This window comes from Gracilibacillus sp. JCM 18860 (genome assembly GCF_055395245.1).
In genome coordinates this window covers 395,484-414,766 of sequence record NZ_AP043868.1, presented here as the reverse complement: position 1 = coordinate 414,766, position 19,283 = coordinate 395,484, and the positions used below count along the sequence as shown (strand labels likewise).

Here is a 19,283-nt window from a genome sequence, read left to right as displayed (position 1 = left end):
GTAATTACATTGTATGTTTTCTTATTAATCTAAACAATATATAATAAGTATTATATTGTTCTCAAATTGATATATATTATGAGGTGAAGCGTGTGGAATTACGTCAATTGCGTTATTTCGTAGAGGTTGCAGAGCGAGAGCATGTATCAGAAGCTGCAATAGAATTACATGTTGCTCAATCTGCGATAAGTCGACAAATAGCGAATCTAGAAGCAGAACTTGGTGTCGAATTATTTGAGAGAGAAGGTAGGAATGTACGCTTAACTCATATCGGAAAGATATTTTTGACACATACCAAAACAGCATTAAAAGCTATCGATCATGCCAAAAAGCAGATTGATGAATATATTGATCCAGAAAGAGGATCGATAAAAATCGGTTTTCCTACCAGCTTGGCAAGTAATCTATTGCCTACCGTTGTTTCAGAGTTTAAAAAGAAGTACCCAAAAATAGGCTTCCAACTAAGACAAGGCTCCTATAATTTTTTAATTGAATCCGTAGAGAACAGAGAGATTGATGTGGCGTTTCTTGGCCCAGTACCATCTGAGCATCCTGAGATTATCGGAGATATTTTATTTACGGAGAATTTTTATGCGCTAGTACCTAGCTCTCATCCATTAGTCAATCAAGAACATGTCAATTTGCGTGATTTGCATGATGAGGATTTTGTTTTATTCCCAGAAGGCTATGTTTTACATCAGTTAGTCATTGATGGATGTAAACAATCGGGATTTACGCCAAAAGTGTCCTCCCAAGGAGAAGATTTAGATGCGATTAAAGGTTTAGTAGCGGCTGGTATTGGGATTACCCTATTACCCGAAAGTGCTTTTAATGACTTGAATCCACATTATAGTGCAAAAGTAGCCATTCAAAACCCTGAATTAAAACGAACTGTTGGCATTATTATTCCGAGAAATCGAAAACTCGCTCCGTCAGAGCAAGTGTTCTATGAATTTATCAAGGACTTCTTCTCCAATCTAGACAGATTTCAGTAAACGAAAAACGATTACCAAGCAGATTATTTTGCGAGGTAATCGTTTTTCGTTATGAAAGGTTTTTTAACCATCTAACTGGATTGTTAAATTCTAGTTCTTCTATTAAATAGGTTTCGATTGTAGAACGATCTCTTTTCCAAATAGCAGTCTCTATAGCAAATTCTATAGGTACATCCGTCATAATCGCTGCTAATTTTCTAGATATCATCAAATCTTCTTTATATTGTTCTAGCTTTTTCTGCATTCCTTTAGGTAGGGAATCTTTTTCCTCTAATAGACGATCAATCGAGCCATATTGATCCAATAATTTTAGGGCTGTTTTTTCACCTATTCCTTTCACACCTGGATAATTATCGGAAGAATCCCCCATTAACCCTTTTAAATCAATAATTTGTAATGGAGATAGACTTTTCTTTTCATAGAAGTTATCCATCGTGTAGACCTCATAATTCCCTTGACCTTTCTTCATGATCGCTACATTTATCTGACGATCGACAAGTTGTAACAGGTCTTGGTCACCACTAACGATAGTAACGACAAACTCCTCTTGCAAGCGTTTAGCCAGCGTACCGATACAATCATCTGCTTCATAGCCAACTACTCCTACATTTGGAATATCAAATGCCGAAACAATTTCCTTCGCCAAATCAAACTGTGGGATTAATTCTTCTGGCGGTGTATCTCGATTTGATTTATAGTTATCATAAAGCTCATTACGGAATGTTTGACTTCCCATATCCCAACAACATACCACATGGGAAGGAGCAAAAGTCTCGATTGCATTGGTGAAATAGTTTAAAAAACCAAACAATCCGTTTCTTGGTATCCCTTTACTATTCACCATAAAATTACCGGTAAAGGCTGTTGCAAAAAAACCTCGAAATAATAATGCCATACCGTCAACAATTAGTACATGTTGTTTATTCATAAAATCTCTCAACCTCTTTCAAACTTCATTATTTACATCTTAACATATAAAGAGTATATTTGTGTTATTCTTGTTTTAAAAAGGAGGGGCACTAAATGAGAAAAATAGAAAAGGCAACCTTTGCAGGGGGATGCTTCTGGTGTATGGTAAAGCCATTCGACCAATGGGATGGGGTGGTAAGTGTGGTATCAGGTTATACTGGCGGAACAATAGAGAACCCTAGCTATGAGCAAGTAAAAACAGGGACTACCGGCCACTATGAGGCGGTTCAAATAATGTATGATTCTTCTATCATATCCTATCAGACGATACTAGATTTATATTGGCCTCAAATTGATCCAACCGATGCTGGTGGACAGTTTCATGATCGAGGTCCGCAATATCGTACCGCTATTTTTTATCATAATGCAGCACAAAAGGAGACTGCCATTAATTCCAAGAAATCATTAAAAGAATCAAATAGGTTCCAAAAAGAGATCGTTACAGACATTCTACCAGCTCAACCGTTTTATCCAGCGGAAGACTACCATCAAGCATTCTACAAGAAAAATGAAAAAGAATACAAATTAGATAGAGAAAAATCAGGTAGAGATGTATTTATTCAAAAATATTGGTAGTACATTTTCATTACAAGAAATGGAGGATTTCTAACAAATCGTCAATTGTATACTCTGTAGTGGCATGCTTCCAGTGCTTGTCCTTCTTCCAAACTCCTTTCATCCCAACTGCTGTCGCAGCTATTACGTCATTCTCGGGATGATCACCCATAAAGAGACTTTCCTCTGGATTAACTTCAAGGTCCTGTAATGCTTTGAGAAATATATTTGGATTAGGCTTTTTCATCCCTTCCCACTCGGAAACTAAAATCGAATCAAAATATTTTTCGATTCCTAATGCCTGGATGTTATCCATTTGAAATTGTCCTCTTCCATTCGTGATCATACCGATTGCTATATTTCTTGTTTTCAATTCTTCTAGCATCTCAATAAGGTGTGGAAATGGAATACAGCTATATTTAAATTCACTTATATAATCTTGGAGCAATTCCTCCCATGATATTCCTATTATTTCAAATTCTTTTATCATTTGCTGATAAACTTTATCCTTCCATACATATCCTCTATTATCTAACTGAAGAAAACGTTCTATATATTCTTTTTTCGTAATAGAGTCCAGAAGATGCTCGAAACGGTCATATTGTAAATCAATAAACCTTCTTACAGATGCATCTCGATTAAGTAAGGTACCATCTAAATCGAATAAGACAGCCTTTATCATATTTCTTCAACCACCTTTATAAATCTGCTTAATGGTTATACTTGTTTTTATTACTATCTATTACATTATAATACTTCTCGCATAAAGAAAAATGATGTTTCTCATGTATTCCAAGCAAATGAATGCTTTCGATCAGGTTGGGGTTGCTGGCTAGCGGATCTATATAACGTATGTGTCCAGCTACATCGTCGCTAAGTTTTAACACGATTTTTTCTATTTGCTTAGTCTCTTTGTCTAATTCATTGACTAACCATCCAAAATCTACTTGATCCTTGGGCGGAACCAAAATGAAGGGTGCTTTCATTGGTTTCTTTTTTTCCAATTGATATTGTTTATAAATATTAGTGCTATGGACTGGATATGGTTTATTCTTTCGTAATGTTGCAAAGGGTATGGCTAAAGGAATGTAGATTTTACTCAGTCTTCTAAACCATCTCATCATTAAATACAAATGATAATATGTTTCCCCCCAAGACCATTTATCATCAGAGGGTCTTTGCCATTCCTTGCCTTTCCATAATTCGATTTTTATTTCTTTCCTCTGTTTATATATCCTTTGAAAATGTTCAACTAAATATATATTTTTCAAATTAACCTTTCCTCTCTATTAACGTGGATTTCCTTAAATACTGTATTAATGTTATTAGTACCATACTTATGACAAAAATAGGGATGAAATAGAGAATTGCATATTGAACCACTAAATATAAATTTGTAGTATCACTTACATCCCCGATTGCTAGACATAGTCCAATTATCAAAAGAATCAATCCAGTGATTATATAGCTATTTTTTTGTCGAAGTCTTATGAAAATAAAGGAAAGGGCAAAAACCGGAAATAAAGCAGCAGCTAATAAGGTGATATTCCACAATAGATTCCATCCGACTCCATCTAATAAACCGGTAATTAAACAACCCCAAATAATGAAAGCGGAAATCGTAGTAATTACATTTATAAAGGCTAAATCCTTCTTTTTTAGATAGACAAAAATAATAGGACTTAACGTGATACAAAACATTATATAGTGAAAATTCTTATATCACTTATCTTTATCAGCTAGTAATCCTCTCACCATACAATTACTTTTTTGAAAATTAAATCTTTCATAAAATTCGTTGGCATCTTTCGTAGTTAAAGCAAAACAAGTATTTTGTACTTCTGGATGTGTCTACATACATTCAACCAGCCAAGAGCCCAAACCGTTGTCCTTATTACTACTATTAAACTTCCAAATATACTTAAATTGGTCTTGTTCTCACTCCAATTCGATTTTAACATAAAATACCAACAATTAGTCTAAAATTAGTCAAAAATTTTTAAAAATAAGGGTAGTACCAGCGAAGCTGACACCGCCCGCCATAAGGAAATCTCAAGATAATAATAAGTAATAAGTTGTATAAGTTAAATACTTCCCACTGTTCAACAATCGCGCCCGATTGAGCCCTATTGGAAGCATCTTTAATACCAACGAATGGTAGGTTTAATGTTTTAAAAGTTAATGATCTCGATTTTCTTTCTCGATGTGGTTTTAAGATAAAAAACGTGATATTCTTATTCCGTCGAAGGAAGTAATCCATTAATCCAATAGAAAAAAGCAGTTTCTGAAATAAATTTGGAGAAAAGGGTTTTGTTTGTTTAAAAATATAAACCATCAGGGAGAGGAAAAATGATTAATCAGGGAGACGAAGAAAATCTGGTAAACAAATTCAAAGAAAATCAAGATATATTATTTGCAATCGGAGATCAAACTAGGCAAGCCATCCTTATTACCCTAATGCAAGGGCTGCAACATCCCGGTATGCGAGTGGGAGAGATTACGGCAAAAACACATCTTTCACGTCCAACCGTATCCCATCATTTAAAAATATTAAAGGATGCGCAGATCATCAGTGTGCATAAAGTAGGAACCATGAATTATTATCACCTAGACTCCAAAAGCAAGCTCTTGACACTTAAAGGTCTCGTCGATCAGATCGAGGAAATGTTTTTGCAATGTAAATCAGACACTATCCTATATCAGGACGAAAGGAACAGGGTATGAAAATGACTGTAGAAACTAAGACAATTGAAGCGGTTAATGGCGTAAAAATCCCTCAATTGGGTTTCGGGGTTTACAAAATAAAGAAAAAAGAAGAGTTTGAAATGTCGATTCGTGAGGCTATCCGGGTAGGTTTTCGCCATTTTGATACGGCAAAAATTTATGGCAACGAACAAGCATTAGGAACAGCCATTGAAAAAAGTCAGATCCCCCGAGAAAAATTTTTTATTACTTCGAAGGTGTGGAATACGGATCACGGTTATAAAGCCACTAAGAATGCGTTTGAACAAACCTGTAAAAAGCTAAATGTAAAATATCTTGATATGTACCTCATCCATTTTGCTTCACCTCATTATTTGGAAACATGGAAAGCAATGGAGGAACTATACATGGAGGGAAGGATTAAAGTAATTGGCGTTGCGAATTTTGAAATTCAACACCTTGAAAACATCATGAAACATTCTGAAATCGCACCGATGATTAACCAGATCGAGACTCACCCGGAGTTCCCACAAAATGAACTTCATGACTACCTCAAGAATCACCACATCTTACATGAGGCATGGGGGCCGTTGGGACAAGGGAATAAAGCATTACTAGAACATCCGGATTTAAAGACAATTGCTCATGAACATCAGAAAACGGTAGCTCAAGTCATTCTACGTTGGCATCTACAACGAGGAATTATAATTATTCCTAAATCATCAAATCCACAAAGAATTAAAGAGAACAGCGATATTTTTGATTTTGTGTTAACCCATGAAGAAATGGGGAAAATCAGCCAACTCAACACGGGTAGAAGGTATTCAATTAAACCCACTGGCTATATGATTAATCCATTTTACAATAGATTGATGAAAATTTTCATGAAGTAAGTCAGTGAATAATTTTAATGCCATTACCTACCTTTTAGTAATGAAAAACCTAGATTGTCTCATATATAATGAATTCTTTTGTCTATTAATTTAAAAAAGCTTAATTTCTCTATTTAACATGAAGAAATTAAGCTTAATTTGGCTGAAAGTTATGGAATTTCTACTACTTTTTTCTAACTTTGGTACCAATACAATGCAACATCATTCATAGTGGAAGCATATCCTAGTTGTCTTAACATCGTGGTAATATTTCCTCGATGATAAGTACCATGATTGGCAACATGAAATAATATTTCTGAATACGCGGTTTCTCTAGGACCTGTCCAAGGATTATTCAGATTTATTCTCTTTTCTAAATCTGATTGACTATTTATCCATTCTTGATATTGTATAGCAAGTTCTTCATTAGACTCTATAAATTTATTTGCAGAATAGGAATTTGTCTCCTCTACAAGCGCCATAGACACTTCTAATGCTTCTTGCATATCCATTCCTTTCAGTGTTTCTAGCCACATAACATCTACCACATAGATGTGACTAAATGTTTTAGCGATGGTTGGATAGGAACTGCTAACCTCATCATATAGGACATTGCTCGGTAATTCTCTTATTCTTTCTAGTAATACCTTATTAGCCCAAACGTGATAATTGTACATATTTTTTGCATGATTCATTGAACAACCACTCCTTAACTTCTGTTTTTTTGTTTCTATTTGTATTATAAAAAAAGATATATGACAGCAGTTTGTCATACATCTTCATAAAGTTTAACTATATTTTTTGCTTCTTCTATTAGGATGGCTTGCAGTTCAACAGGTTTTATAATTTTCACCCCACTACCAAAACCTAACAGAATAGATTTAAGCCACCTGGCATGTAGAGGTTCATAAACAGAAATGGTAAATGTCATACTTCCATCACGGTTAAGGACCTTCGGATAATTCCGGAATTGGTCTAATGCTCCTGATAAGGAGTTGGGATGCACCCAAATTACTACATCCTCAAATCGTTCCATATCGGACTTTGAATGTGATAACTCATCATCATTAATTTTATGATTTTGAAGATATGCATCTTGTGTTATGGTTATATTCATCATACGTGAGATCCGAAATTCTCTGTAATCCTTCCGTTCTCTACAAAAACTATAAATGTACCAGTTTCGGAACCGATAACGAAGGTGAATAGGTTCTATTTCTCGTGCAGTAAATTCATTTTTACTACTTACATAATCAAAACGAATTACTTTTTTATCAAGTATAGCCATTCGTAGTTCGGTTAACAAACGCGGCTCTGTTCTATGACTAGCCAAGTCAATCAATAGAGATTTATCGTAACCGGTTGGATCCACTGCAGACAACTTATCCATCGTATGTTGCATGTTTTTATCTTCAAAAATTCTCGACAAGCTACTTAGTACTGTAAGTAGAATGGAAATATCATTAGAGCCCATGAAGCTCTTGTCCATTTTGTATCCCTCAATGATCCCGAAACCACCGTTCGTACCTTGATGCGAAACAACAGGTATTCCAGCTGCACAAATAGCATCGATGTCTCGATAAATAGTCCGTGTTGTTACTTGAAATTCATCAGCTAAGCGAGAAGCTGACAAAATTTCATTATTTAGGAGTTTAAATATAATGGCTAGCAATCGTTCTAATTTCAATGCTTCTTTCCTTTCTTTAGTAAAATAATTTAACTCGGATATAGCTTAATTGGTACATTTAGGAGTTAATCAAACATATCCGCTACTAAGTTACTGAACTCTCTCAAATAGTGAAGATAATTGCCCACACCATAGTTATACATTTTGTTGTACATCTTTGCAACGACAAGATTATGTTTAGGCATATCAATAATATTCGAGATGAAAGGTTTTTTTGTATAAGTTGGTCTTCGAAAACCTTGATGAATCTTTTTACAAACATTCTGCATTTATTAAAAAGATCATTATTTTATTACTGGCTGTGAAACTCCATTTACCCAGTCTAGTATAAATGGAGCCTGGTGATTGTTTAAGCTTTTTGGTATTTCATTTTTATGTAAGAAGGCTAAATCTTTACTCTCATTATTCGCAATAAGTTTTCCATTGAAGTCGGTTACTTTAAATATAATTTGAACACTAAAAACTTTATCTCCATTTGAATAGTGTGCAAATCCGTTTTCACCAGAATAAATACCAAACAGTTCTACCTTGTTTAACTGAAGATTAGTTTCTTCTTGTACTTCTCTTTTTACTGTCTCCTCAAAAGTCTCACCAATCTCTAATATGCCACCAGGTATTCCCCAATGGTTATAGTCCGTTCTTTTCTGTAATAAAATTCTTCCTAAACCATCTTCAATAATCGCCCCACAACCAACTGTTATTAGAGTCTCTTTTCCAATCAACTTTCTCATCGTTTTTATATAATCATTCATATTTTATTCCTCTAATCAACATTTTAATAATTAATTTCCTAATAATAGATAGTAATGCTAGTCTCAATCCTGGTTGTCTCGTCAAGGATTTTAATTATTACCAAGTGTTTATCTTGCTTGCTAGCATGACTTTTGCCAAGATATATCCTTTTATCTTGGTTTTCTTTCCTGCCAGTTTGACTATCACCTAGATATATTCTTTTATTTGCTAATCACACCATTCCTTGCGATTAATTATAGAAGAAGAGGTTAAACATGTAAAATTGTTTCTCAATAAGGAATAACAGAAAGTAATTCAAAAAACCATCCTAAAAAATGTAGGATGGTTCTTTCTGCATCTATTCTAGAATCTAATCTTACCAATCTTTTATTTCGGGTCGGTCCCCTTTACTATTGCCTTTTTTAGCAAAGCGATTGGTTAATTCTTGTTTAACATCCTCGAGGCTTACACCTTGATTAGCCATCATAACGAACGTGTGGTAGAGTAAATCACTCACCTCATTGGTTAATTCTTCGTTATCCTTATTTTTCGCTGCAATGACAACCTCTCCGGCCTCCTCGATTACTTTTTTACCTATTTTGTCAACACCTTTTTCATATAAGTAATTCGTGTAGGAGTTCTCTACACGATGTTCTTTTCTATCTTCTACCTCTTGCATAACTTCCTCGATGATCGCTGAATGGTAAGGAGAAGTGCCATTATCCTTTACATGATTGAAGAAGCAAGAGGTTTCACCTGTATGACAAGCAGGACCATTTGGAATGACTTTAATGTGTAACGTATCGTGATCACAATCTAAATCAATCGATTGCACCTGTTGTGTATTTCCAGAAGTTGCCCCTTTATGCCATAATTCTTCTCTTGATCGTGAATAGAACCAGGTCTCATTGGTTTCTATTGTTTTTTGATAGGCCTCTTCGTTCATATATGCTAGCATGAGAACTTCTTTTGTCTGTAAATCTGTTATAATTGCTGGAATTAAACCTTTTGAAAAATCAGGCTTCACGAATAGTCACTCCTTGCTGTTTACATGCTTCTTTTACTTCTTGAATTGTAAAGGTATTTTCATGAAAAATCGATGCTGCAAGTCCTGCTGATACATCTGTCTGATTAAATACTTCTGGGAAATGCTCTGGCTTTCCTACACCTCCAGAAGCTATAACCGGGATGCGCACGGCAGCCACAACAGCTTCTGTTAAGGGATGATCAAATCCATTCTTCACACCATCTGTATCCACACTTGTTAATAAAATCTCGCCTGCACCTTTTGTTTCTACTTCCTTTGCCCATTCAATTGCATCAATTCCCGTATCTTTTGTTCCTCCATGTGTCATGACGTGCCATTTGTCACCAACACGTTTCGCGTCGATTGCGACAACAATACACTGTGCACCAAATCGCTCAGAGGCTTCCGATATGAGAGAAGGATTTTGGACAGCAGCCGAATTCATGCCTACCTTATCTGCTCCGGCTTGTAATAAGCGATTCACATCCTCTATCGAGCGTACACCACCCCCGACTGTAAATGGGACAAACACATTTTTTGCAGTCTCTCTTACAATATCAACCATTGTTTGGCGACCTTCATTGGTTGCTGAAATATCTAAAAACACAATTTCGTCTGCTCCAGCCTTAGAATAATTAGATGCCATTTCAACTGGGTCTCCTAATTCTCTTAGTCCTACGAAATTTGTCCCTTTTACAACTTTTCCTTCCTTTACATCTAAACAAGGAATAATTCTTTTCGCAATCATGCGTCCATCCCCCTTATAGGTGAATATTCTTCCGTTAATTTCATCACGATTTTTAACAGCTCCACGCCAACCTCTCCGCTTTTCTCTGGATGAAATTGAATACCAAATACATTCCTATCCCTTACCATTGCAGGTACCCTAGCACCATAGTTTGTCGTAGCAACGAGATATTTTTGCTGTGTTGTAGCTTGATAAGAATGCACAAAATAGACATGTTTGTCCTGAAGCTTAGCAAATGCCTCGTTCTGATTTTCAATTTGAAGCTGATTCCATCCGATATGTGGTAGAATAAAGCTTGTTTCTATTCTTTCAACCGTGCCTGGAATTAATCTGAGTCCTTCTGTCAGACCATTTTCATAACCCTTTTCAAACAATAACTGCATACCAAGACAAATTCCGATAAAAGGTTTTTCCTTCGCTAGCTCACGTAATGGCTGCATTAGACCTCTCGTTTCAATTTCTTCAACAGCTGCTTTAAAGGATCCGACACCAGGTAAAATGATATGACTTGCTTTTTTTAATCGTTCAACTGAATCCGTTATTTCTATCTCATAGCCTAATTTCTGAAAGGCAGTTGTTACACTTGCTACATTACCCATTCCATAATCTACGATGGCAATCATTCGATTAACCCCTTCGTAGAATTAACCCCTTTTATTTCTGGATTAATCCGAATAGCCTCTGATAAGGACCGACCTAATGCTTTAAAGATTGCCTCGATCTTGTGGTGAGTATTTTGACCATATAATACCTTAGCATGAAGTGTAATGCCTGCTTGAAAGGCAAATGCTTGCAAAAATTCCTGAACTAATTCTGTATCAAAATTACCTAGTTTTGAGTTATCAAAGGATGCATCAAATACAAGAAACGGTCTACCACTAATATCCAGTGCAACAAATCCAAGTGATTCATCCATTGGCACATAAGCACTACCGTAGCGATTAATCGATTTCTTATCACCTAACGCTTCTTTTATTAACTGACCTAAGACAATTCCGACATCTTCAACAGTATGGTGACTATCAATATGCAAATCTCCATTTGCTTTTACTTCTAAACCAATTCGACCATGTCGCGCGAATAACTCGAGCATATGATCAAAAAAACCCACCCCTGTATCAATGTTGACTTCACTTGGATCATCTAAATGGACCGATATACTAATCTGGGTTTCAAATGTCTTTCTCTGTTTACTAGCTGTTCTCATCTATTATTTTCCCTCCAAGCGCTTGGAAACGGCTCTTCCGTGTCCTTCAAGCTGTTCTTCATTTGCTATATTAATGACATGTTCACTCGCTTCTTTAAGTGCGGTTTCTGAGTAATAGAGATAGGTAGTTTTTTTAACAAAATCATCGACTGATAGTCCTGAAGAGAATCTTGCCGTGCCGGATGTTGGCAATACATGGTTTGGACCTGCATAGTAATCGCCTAAAGCTTCAGGTGTATAGTGTCCTAGAAAAACGGAACCAGCATGTCTCACCTTATTCAAATAACTGATCGGATCCTTGACTTGAACTTCTAAGTGTTCTGGTGCAATTTTATTTGCGATTTGGAACGCTTCTTCTAGTGTCTTCACTACGACACCTGCACCTTTTTCTGTTAATGCGGCCTCTGCTATGGACTGTCTCGGTAAATCATCACATTGATTCTCAAGCTCTAGCTGTACTTGTTTCATCATTTCAGAAGATGTGGTAATTAAAAATGCACGTGCATTTGTATCATGCTCTGCTTGAGCGATTAGGTCTGCTGCAATAAAGATTGGATTTGCAGTTCCGTCTGCAATAATTGCTACTTCACTAGGACCAGCGATCATATCGATACCTACATCTCCAAACACTAGTGATTTAGCTGCAGCTACATAGGCATTTCCTGGGCCTACAATCTTATCAACTGCAGGGATCGTCTCCGTTCCATAAGCGAGTGCTGCGATTGCTTGTGCGCCACCAACCCGATAAATTGTTGTCACTCCTGCGATATCTGCTGCAACCGAAAGGATCGGTGCAATTTCTTCTCCATTTCTTACTGGTGTGACCATAATGACTTCCTTAACGCCAGCAAGTACTGCAGGAATGGCATTCATTAAAACAGAGGATGGGTAACAGGCTGTACCACCTGGAACATAAATTCCGACACGATCAATTGGACGGAAGAGCTGACCAGAAATAATACCATTTTCCGCTTGCATCATTCGTGAGTTATTAAGTTGCTTTTGGTGAAATGATTTAATATTTTCGGCTGCTTTTTCCAGTGATGTAATGATTTTTTGATCAACCTTATCCCATGCTTGTGTACGTTCAGCCTCACTTACAAGAAAAGAATCTGGTGCTTCTCCATCAAATTTTTCGATAAATTTGCGAACAGCTTCGTCTCCTCCACTTTGGACCTCGGCAATTATTTCACTAGCAGCTTGTATAAATTGCTGTTTATCTTGACTGTTTGTCTTGGTTGGATTGGCATGTGTTAAAAAATCCTCCACTGAAAATAATTTAATCATGCTTCTTTCACCCCTTTTTTGAATGATTCGATTACAGGAACTAATTGATCTCTTTTTATTTTTAAGGAAGAGCGATTGGCAATTAATCTTGCGCTAAAACTTAAGAACTCATCTTCTATTACTAGACCGTTCTCCTTTAATGTCGTACCTGTTTCGACAATATCCACTATAGCATCTGCTAAACCTAAGATAGGAGCTAATTCAACTGAACCTTCGAGTTTAATAATATCGACGGATTCGCCCTTATTACGGAAGTATTCCTTTGTAATATTTGTAAATGTACTAGCAATCCTTTTCTTGCGATTCGGCCATTGGTAGTTTGCCTTCGTAGCTAAGGCCATTCGACATTTGCCAAAAGGTAGTGGAAATAGATTGTAAACATCTGGCTGATGCTCAATTAAAATATCTCCACCGACAATGCCAAGGTCTGCAATCCCGTTTTCTACATAGGTGGTCACATCGGCACCCTTGGCAAAAAAGAAAGAAAATTGCTCTGTTTCCACTTGAAGCTTCCTACCTTTATTGAAAAGTGGCTCTATATCATAATTTAATTCTTGGAAAAATGCTAGAAATTGCTTTTCTAAACGCCCTTTTGTTAAGGCTATAACTGGCTTCATCGTTCAACCACCTTATATTGATTGTTTTCCTGAATAATTTTATAGAGTTTATCATACACCCCATCTGCTTGAACATCATATTGAATATCCACAATAGCTTCTGGCAACTCTTTTCTAAGAGATTCTGCAATGGCATGTGTTTTAGGACTAGCTAATATACAGGCTTTGTTCCTAGACGCCTCTGTAACCATATGCTGTGCAAGAATATCAACATCAAAAGCTAGACCTACAGCGGATGTCTCCTGTTTAAACTGTTTATAGAGTTTATCATATCTTCCGCCAGAAAAGCAGATAGAACCCCCCGATGTTAAAAACCCTCGGAACATAATCCCATCATAATATGGCAAGTTTTTCACACGCCCTAAATCAACGATAACCTCCGTCTCACCAGTCTGTTCTAATAAGTGAATAAGTTGTTCCAAATGGTTTAATATTTTTAATAGCTCTGCTTGGTCGTGCCATAAGTCATGGTATGTTGATAAAATCTCTTTGGAGCCATAGGCATCAATTAATTGTATTAATTGATCCTTTATCGCTAGGAGTCCTTCCTCCTCCACGATTTGTTCGACCAAATCACTTCGTTTATCATGCATCGCTATCCGCAGATTCTCTTCCTGCGCTTCTTTCAAGGAATAAGGTGCAATGATAGTTTCAAAAATTCCCGTATGTCCTAGTTCGATAACATATTGATCGATATTTAATGTATTTAAATATTGGACAGCAGTTAAGAGACACTCACTTTCGCCAAGAAACTGATCAGCATGCACAATCTCAATCCCTGCCTGCCTGCTCTCAATTCCATCTTTATCATTACGAAAAATAGAGCCCTGGTACGACCACTTCTGGAACGACGGATGTTGTTTAGCAATTGCCCGAGCTACTGCTGCCGTCCAATCAGGTCGCAATACTTCGATTTCTCCTTCATGATTAAACCATTTCAGCATGTTTTGAAGGTCCATTCCTGCGATTTCGTTCGTAAATGTATTGGCATATTCCACGACTGGGGTGGAGATTGCTTTGAAATTGCGTTTCTCTACTACTTGTCTAAACGTTTCTGATGCTTTTAAACGATTGGAAATAAGAACACCTGTCTCATCCTGACTACCAGCTGGTAAAAACATTCATTGTCACATCCTACATCTATACTTTATTAGTTTACCACTCTACTGTGGTAAAGCGATATTTTCTTCCTTAACTTTATCAAAACTCCTGTCTCCTGTCAATGCAGTTTTTATGTTAACTTAGATAAATGAAGTTCTTTTCATTTTCATGCAAACAGATTATAATAGCAGGATATAAATAAAGGAGATTAAGCATGATGAAATATTACGGTGATTATCATATTCATACTCATTTTTGCCCTCATGGTACTAAGGATACCATTTCAACCTATATCGAAAAAGCAATATTGCTCGGACTAAAAGAAATAAGCTTTACCGAACACGCCCCTTTACCTGAGGGTTTTACAGATCCAACACCGAATAAGGATAGCGCGATGAGATGGGCCGATGTAGAGGATTATATTCGTCAGATTCAACAATATAAAAAAGAGTACCAATCTGACATAAAAATCAATCTAGGCTTTGAGGTAGATTATATCGAAGGCTTTGAGCAAGAAACAAGGCAATTTCTAAATCTGTTTGGTGTAGAAATCGATGATGCCATTCTTTCTGTGCATATGCTGAAAACACCTGCCCAAAGCTATGTTTGTCTCGATTTTAGTAAGGAGATGTTTGCAGAAATTATCGATGAATTCGGCAATGTGGACAAGGTGTATCAAAAATACTATCAAACGATGGAACAAGCAATTCTTTCCGACCTTGGAACTTATAAACCAATACGTTTAGGGCATCTAACCTTAATTGAAAAATTCAAAAAGAGATACAAACCAAAAGCTGATTATGAGCGTACCATTACTTCATTATTGTCCTTAATCAAAGAAAGGAAAATGGCACTAGATGTTAATACGGCCGGTCTTTTCAAGGAAGATTGTGAGAGTATCTATCCATCTCTGCATTATGTAAGACTAGCTGAAGAAAAACAAATCCCTTTAGTACCAGGATCCGATAGCCACACAGCAGAACACCTAACTCGTGGGTTCGATCATATGCCAGCAGATATCCTATACAGTAGACCAACTGACAGAAAATAGATAGGCCCTCTAAATATGAATGACAAACAGCTAGGAAACTCCCTAGCCGTTTGTCCGGTTCATTAATTCTTGATTCAATTTCTCGAGTAATTCGATATTCTCGAAGTTATCTGTTAAGCCTTTCTTCACATTTTCAAAATAAGTAGATACTTCATTTGAATAATTTGCCCATACCTGTTGATCCTCTTTAATCCAAAGTTGTGCGTAGTGATCCTTTAAAGCTGATTGAATACGTGAAAATTCTTCTTGCCATTGCTTACTAAATACTTGTTTGAGTTCCTCTTCCAGTTTGTCACGATCATTTTGAGCAAAGAATGTTTTCGTATCTTTAAAGATATGGGCAAAACCTTGTACAGTTTTATCCTCTAGATCTATCTTCTGAAAAAGATTAGCTTCTTCTACTGACATTTCTTCTAATTCTGAAAGGGAAAAGCTTGAATCAACTTTTTGAAGCTGTCGATTGATTTCATTCCTCCATTGTTTCCATTCCACATTCCAAAAAGCATTTATTCGAATTAGGATTGCTTCTAATTCATATTTCATTCGTTCATTTATTTGTTTATTGAGTTCTTTAATGGCGATAACTAATTCTTCTTTCCCTTTTCTGCCATTCGATTGAATCGATCCAGGACTAATGAAATCCCGAAACATGTCAATAAATTGGATCATAAAACGTTGCATGACATAAAAGCATTGCTTTTCTAGTTTTTGTTCAATGGATTGAAAATAAGTGGATGTATTCCTTTGTTCAATGATATGGTGCATTTGTGCTTGATTATTTTCATTTTTCGCTAGGAATGCTTCACGCTTTGTTTGATCACTATGACTTAATTCTAGCCATTTGGTCACTAATGCATGAATTCGAGAGATATCGGTATAGATCGATTGCATGCTTAATTGGGTTAGCTCCTCTGTAATAAAAGAATAAAAAGAGCTTTCGAATGCCTTCATTCCAGATGGTGTCGTTGTTTGTCCCTCTTTTTTTAATTGCAATGCTTGCTGACTGGATACAGGGTACATTCTAGGATGATGAATATCAAAGCTTTTTAACTGTGTCTTTACATAGTCTGTAACGAGATTAACCTCCGTTTGATCCTTGGCCAGATCCATTGCATTGACGATGAAGAACATTTTATCCAGTTGAAATGCATCTTTAACACTTCCCAGCTTTTCTAAAAATGCTTTATCAGGCCGCGAAAAGGGATGGTTATAATACGTTACAAATAATATGGCGTCAGCATTTTTAATATAGGAAAAGGCAAGTTCTGTATGTCTAGCGTTCACAGAATCTGCGCCAGGTGTATCGACTAAGGTAATATGTTGCCGAGTTAATGGGCAATCATAATAGAGCTCCATTTCCTTCACAAAGCAGGATATCTGTTCTTCACGCACATAATTAGCAAACTGGTCAAAATGAATCTTAAAGGAACTACCAATTTTATTCTTCAGATTAGGAAGACCTGTATAAAAAGCATGTAGAAAGGTTTTATGTTGATCCTCGATTTGTAGTTTATCTATCTTATGTTTATGAATCCATTTCTCCACTTCGTCTAAATTTTGAAAAGCTACTTCACCCAAAATGGAGGTGATATCTGCAATAAGTTCACCTTCACTCTTTAAGTGAACATAAACTTCCTTGTGTTGAAATTCTTCATTTGGTGGACTTATTTTATTGATCGCTGCTGTCGTTGGGTTTGGTGAAACAGGCAGTACCCTTTCTCCCATCAAAGCATTAGCAAAAGACGATTTGCCTGCACTGAAAGCCCCGAACAGTGCAATGGTAAAATGACGATTTTCTAACCGCTCTCGTTTTTCCATTATTTCTTTTATAAATGGTTTTAATGAGTCTATTTCCTTCGTATGCTCCACCAACCATTCCACATCTTCTAATGTGGATTCCATCTGATAACGAGCATTTTTCTTCAAGGGAGGAACATTCTCATTTATATGTCCATCCTCTGTATCCTGGAAATTCCATTCCTTCTTCATAAGTTTTTTTATTTGCTCGCGCTCTGTTAATGTTCGTTGAAACGCTTCTATTTGTCGTTGATCTATTCTAAAGTCAGATGATAAATGCTCCTCGAGCTCATTTTTATAATGCATGAACGCTAATTTTTCTGCTTGAATTTCTTGTTTGATTTTTTGCGACTGTTCTAACACCTTAATCCTCTTATCTAATTGATCAATTTTTTCATTAAACTCACGAAATATCTCATTACTCTTCTCATGCCATTTGTCTTTATAATATTGTCTATATAGTTTCTTCAATTGGTTGGCAAGCTTGTCAGTATATACTAGAACATATTCACCAGTTGTCCTAACATTATCATTCATTTGTTCTACTAATTGTTCCTGACTAAATTGTTTGTCGAAAATAGACTCATTTAAAGCTGTCGACGTATATGGTAAAAGGAATTCAGTTACCTTATCACGTAGCTTCCATTCCAAAGTGGTTTCCACTTGTTTTTGGAGTGCTTGGTAAAAGGCTTCTAAACGTCTCGTGCGCTCAAGTTCCGTTTTTTGTTTCGATTTGAATAATCCTATTTTAAAAGTTGGCTCATATGCTTGTAGCATATCCTTTGCAAGCTCACGAAGCTCAAACGGCATTAATGGAGCATTTTTCAAGGTCTGCTCCACCATTTTCCTATACGTAGACTCTACATCATTTTTCGCTGTAATTAGATCAGCCTTCTTACTTTGTAGCTCTTGTTTACTTCGATCATCTTGTATTTCGATAGCACCCAATTCATCCTCTAATTCCGTCAGCTTTTGATCCATTTCTTCTTGTTTTTCTGCTATGCTCTCCTGAATGATATGATTAATCCCATGATAGGAGGTTTGATCCACTAGTTCTTGACATGGTTGAACCATTTTTTGTTGAATATTTGTTTGTAAGCTAGACCATTGATTGTCAGTCCATGCTTGTTCTTCTTTTAAAGATGTAAAAAATACATCAGTTGGTTGAATACCCCATTGTTGAAAGACTTTCTCGAGGCTTGATTTAAAATCATCGAAAGAGATTTCCTCTTCTTTATGCTTATCCATTTGATTAATGATCACCGCATAAGGCTTATTTAATGCTTCAAGATGTTTCAAAAATGAAGCATTCACTTCGGATTGGACATGATTGTAATCCATTACATAATAAAGAAAGTCAACGACATGCAGAGCAGATTCGGTCAGAATTCGATCTGCATCATCTGCAGCATCGATTCCAGGTGTATCCATTAGGGTTACCTGTGGTGGCAAATCCGTATTGTTTTTTATTATTTCCACCTTACAGATTTCTTCGCCATCTCGGCACAATGCATGTAACTCACTAAGAGAGATACTCGAATCTAATCTCACCGGCTTTTGCTCGGTAAAATGAATGATGTATGCATCTTCACCACGTTTTATTTCTACAATATTTGCACTGGTCGGAATGGGACTCTGTGGTAACAGTGCTTCATCTAATAAATGATTTAGAATGGTCGATTTACCTGCAGAGAAATGTCCACAAAAGCAGATATGCTGCATTTGTTTTTCCTTTTTCTGATAAAAATCAACCATTTTTTCTTTACGCTCCAATTGTTCATGTTGATCAAAATAGCAATACAATCCAACCATTTGTTCTAATTCATAAGACCTGACAGTTGTTGTCCCCATTTACGAAAACTCCTTCTCTTTAGACAGAAAACGCAGAAATATAATTTAATTATTTATTATACTAGTTTTAACACATTTCGCCAA

General features: G+C 36.2%; 20 protein-coding genes and 1 pseudogene. 5 read left to right on the top strand and 16 right to left on the bottom strand.

The annotated features are described in order from the left end of the window. The first annotated feature begins 92 nt into the window (after positions 1–92). The gene (locus ACZ5R4_RS02175; protein WP_054788443.1) at positions 93–995 is read left to right on the top strand and encodes a LysR family transcriptional regulator; all 903 of its coding nucleotides are present in this window, start codon (positions 93–95) and stop codon (positions 993–995) included. Between the two features lie 49 nt (positions 996–1,044). On the opposite strand, the gene ACZ5R4_RS02170 is transcribed toward ACZ5R4_RS02175, so the two are convergent. Then, complete coding sequence (locus tag ACZ5R4_RS02170) at positions 1,045–1,923, bottom strand: 5'-3' exonuclease (RefSeq protein ID WP_109984342.1); 879 nt, start codon at positions 1,921–1,923, stop codon at positions 1,045–1,047. 95 nt (positions 1,924–2,018) lie between these two features. On the opposite strand from ACZ5R4_RS02170, the gene msrA reads away from it, so the two are divergent. Further along, a complete protein-coding gene (gene msrA / locus ACZ5R4_RS02165) occupies positions 2,019–2,540 on the top strand; it encodes a peptide-methionine (S)-S-oxide reductase MsrA (protein ID WP_464368019.1) in 522 nt (173 codons plus the stop codon). 10 nt (positions 2,541–2,550) lie between these two features. Here msrA and ACZ5R4_RS02160 read toward each other — a convergent pair whose 3' ends face one another. The 3 genes from ACZ5R4_RS02160 to ACZ5R4_RS02150 are packed head-to-tail and all read right to left on the bottom strand — an operon-like array spanning position 2,551 to position 4,220. Continuing rightward, positions 2,551–3,201 (bottom strand): HAD-IA family hydrolase, encoded by a 651-nt coding sequence (locus tag ACZ5R4_RS02160; RefSeq protein WP_054788442.1) that lies wholly within the window; start codon positions 3,199–3,201, stop codon positions 2,551–2,553. A gap of 28 nt (positions 3,202–3,229) precedes the next feature. After that, a complete protein-coding gene (locus ACZ5R4_RS02155; protein ID WP_109984345.1) occupies positions 3,230–3,790 on the bottom strand; it encodes a DinB family protein in 561 nt (186 codons plus the stop codon). Position 3,791: 1 nt separating this feature from the next. Beyond that, on the bottom strand, positions 3,792–4,220 hold the full coding sequence (locus tag ACZ5R4_RS02150) for a hypothetical protein (RefSeq protein ID WP_464368018.1): 429 nt from the start codon (positions 4,218–4,220) through the stop codon (positions 3,792–3,794). 648 nt (positions 4,221–4,868) lie between these two features. On the opposite strand from ACZ5R4_RS02150, the gene ACZ5R4_RS02145 reads away from it, so the two are divergent. Continuing rightward, the gene (locus tag ACZ5R4_RS02145) at positions 4,869–5,243 is read left to right on the top strand and encodes a metalloregulator ArsR/SmtB family transcription factor (protein WP_054788440.1); all 375 of its coding nucleotides are present in this window, start codon (positions 4,869–4,871) and stop codon (positions 5,241–5,243) included. Further along, complete coding sequence (locus ACZ5R4_RS02140; protein WP_464368017.1) at positions 5,240–6,115, top strand: aldo/keto reductase; 876 nt, start codon at positions 5,240–5,242, stop codon at positions 6,113–6,115. The genes ACZ5R4_RS02145 and ACZ5R4_RS02140 overlap by 4 nt, the downstream gene beginning before the upstream one ends. A gap of 173 nt (positions 6,116–6,288) precedes the next feature. On the opposite strand, the gene ACZ5R4_RS02135 is transcribed toward ACZ5R4_RS02140, so the two are convergent. The 11 genes and pseudogenes from ACZ5R4_RS02135 to ACZ5R4_RS02085 all read right to left on the bottom strand — a co-directional run bounded on the left by ACZ5R4_RS02135 (position 6,289) and on the right by ACZ5R4_RS02085 (position 14,520). Next, entirely contained in the window at positions 6,289–6,789 is a 501-nt protein-coding gene (locus ACZ5R4_RS02135) for a DinB family protein (protein ID WP_054859431.1), read from the bottom strand. 74 nt (positions 6,790–6,863) lie between these two features. Beyond that, positions 6,864–7,781, bottom strand: a complete 918-nt coding sequence (locus tag ACZ5R4_RS02130; protein ID WP_464368016.1) for a helix-turn-helix transcriptional regulator — start codon at positions 7,779–7,781, stop codon at positions 6,864–6,866. A 65-nt stretch (positions 7,782–7,846) separates the two neighbouring features. Then, a pseudogene (locus ACZ5R4_RS02125) lies at positions 7,847–7,957 on the bottom strand (penicillin-binding protein); the annotation flags it as partial. A gap of 108 nt (positions 7,958–8,065) precedes the next feature. Beyond that, positions 8,066–8,533 carry an NUDIX hydrolase gene (locus tag ACZ5R4_RS02120; protein ID WP_054788437.1) on the bottom strand — a complete coding sequence of 156 codons (468 nt, stop codon included), beginning with the start codon at positions 8,531–8,533 and terminating at the stop codon, positions 8,066–8,068. 356 nt (positions 8,534–8,889) lie between these two features. Then, complete coding sequence (gene hisIE / locus ACZ5R4_RS02115) at positions 8,890–9,540, bottom strand: bifunctional phosphoribosyl-AMP cyclohydrolase/phosphoribosyl-ATP diphosphatase HisIE (RefSeq protein ID WP_109984351.1); 651 nt, start codon at positions 9,538–9,540, stop codon at positions 8,890–8,892. Beyond that, the gene (gene hisF / locus ACZ5R4_RS02110) at positions 9,530–10,288 is read right to left on the bottom strand and encodes an imidazole glycerol phosphate synthase subunit HisF (protein WP_464368015.1); all 759 of its coding nucleotides are present in this window, start codon (positions 10,286–10,288) and stop codon (positions 9,530–9,532) included. The genes hisIE and hisF overlap by 11 nt, the downstream gene beginning before the upstream one ends. Then, positions 10,285–10,911, bottom strand: a complete 627-nt coding sequence (hisH, locus tag ACZ5R4_RS02105; RefSeq protein ID WP_464368014.1) for an imidazole glycerol phosphate synthase subunit HisH — start codon at positions 10,909–10,911, stop codon at positions 10,285–10,287. The genes hisF and hisH overlap by 4 nt, the downstream gene beginning before the upstream one ends. Beyond that, the gene (hisB, locus tag ACZ5R4_RS02100) at positions 10,908–11,495 is read right to left on the bottom strand and encodes an imidazoleglycerol-phosphate dehydratase HisB (protein ID WP_054788435.1); all 588 of its coding nucleotides are present in this window, start codon (positions 11,493–11,495) and stop codon (positions 10,908–10,910) included. The genes hisH and hisB overlap by 4 nt, the downstream gene beginning before the upstream one ends. A 3-nt stretch (positions 11,496–11,498) precedes the next feature. After that, on the bottom strand, positions 11,499–12,782 hold the full coding sequence (hisD, locus tag ACZ5R4_RS02095) for a histidinol dehydrogenase (protein ID WP_464368013.1): 1,284 nt from the start codon (positions 12,780–12,782) through the stop codon (positions 11,499–11,501). Next, complete coding sequence (hisG, locus tag ACZ5R4_RS02090; RefSeq protein ID WP_109984354.1) at positions 12,779–13,399, bottom strand: ATP phosphoribosyltransferase; 621 nt, start codon at positions 13,397–13,399, stop codon at positions 12,779–12,781. The genes hisD and hisG overlap by 4 nt, the downstream gene beginning before the upstream one ends. Continuing rightward, positions 13,396–14,520, bottom strand: a complete 1,125-nt coding sequence (locus ACZ5R4_RS02085) for an ATP phosphoribosyltransferase regulatory subunit (RefSeq protein ID WP_464368012.1) — start codon at positions 14,518–14,520, stop codon at positions 13,396–13,398. The genes hisG and ACZ5R4_RS02085 overlap by 4 nt, the downstream gene beginning before the upstream one ends. 194 nt (positions 14,521–14,714) lie before the next feature. Here ACZ5R4_RS02085 and hisJ point away from each other — a divergent pair, with 194 nt between their 5' ends. After that, positions 14,715–15,551, top strand: coding sequence for a histidinol-phosphatase HisJ (gene hisJ / locus ACZ5R4_RS02080; RefSeq protein ID WP_342767737.1), 837 nt, complete (start codon positions 14,715–14,717; stop codon positions 15,549–15,551). Between the two features lie 42 nt (positions 15,552–15,593). Here hisJ and ACZ5R4_RS02075 read toward each other — a convergent pair whose 3' ends face one another. Then, positions 15,594–19,199 (bottom strand): dynamin family protein, encoded by a 3,606-nt coding sequence (locus tag ACZ5R4_RS02075; protein WP_109984356.1) that lies wholly within the window; start codon positions 19,197–19,199, stop codon positions 15,594–15,596. Between the last annotated feature and the right edge of the window lie 84 nt (positions 19,200–19,283).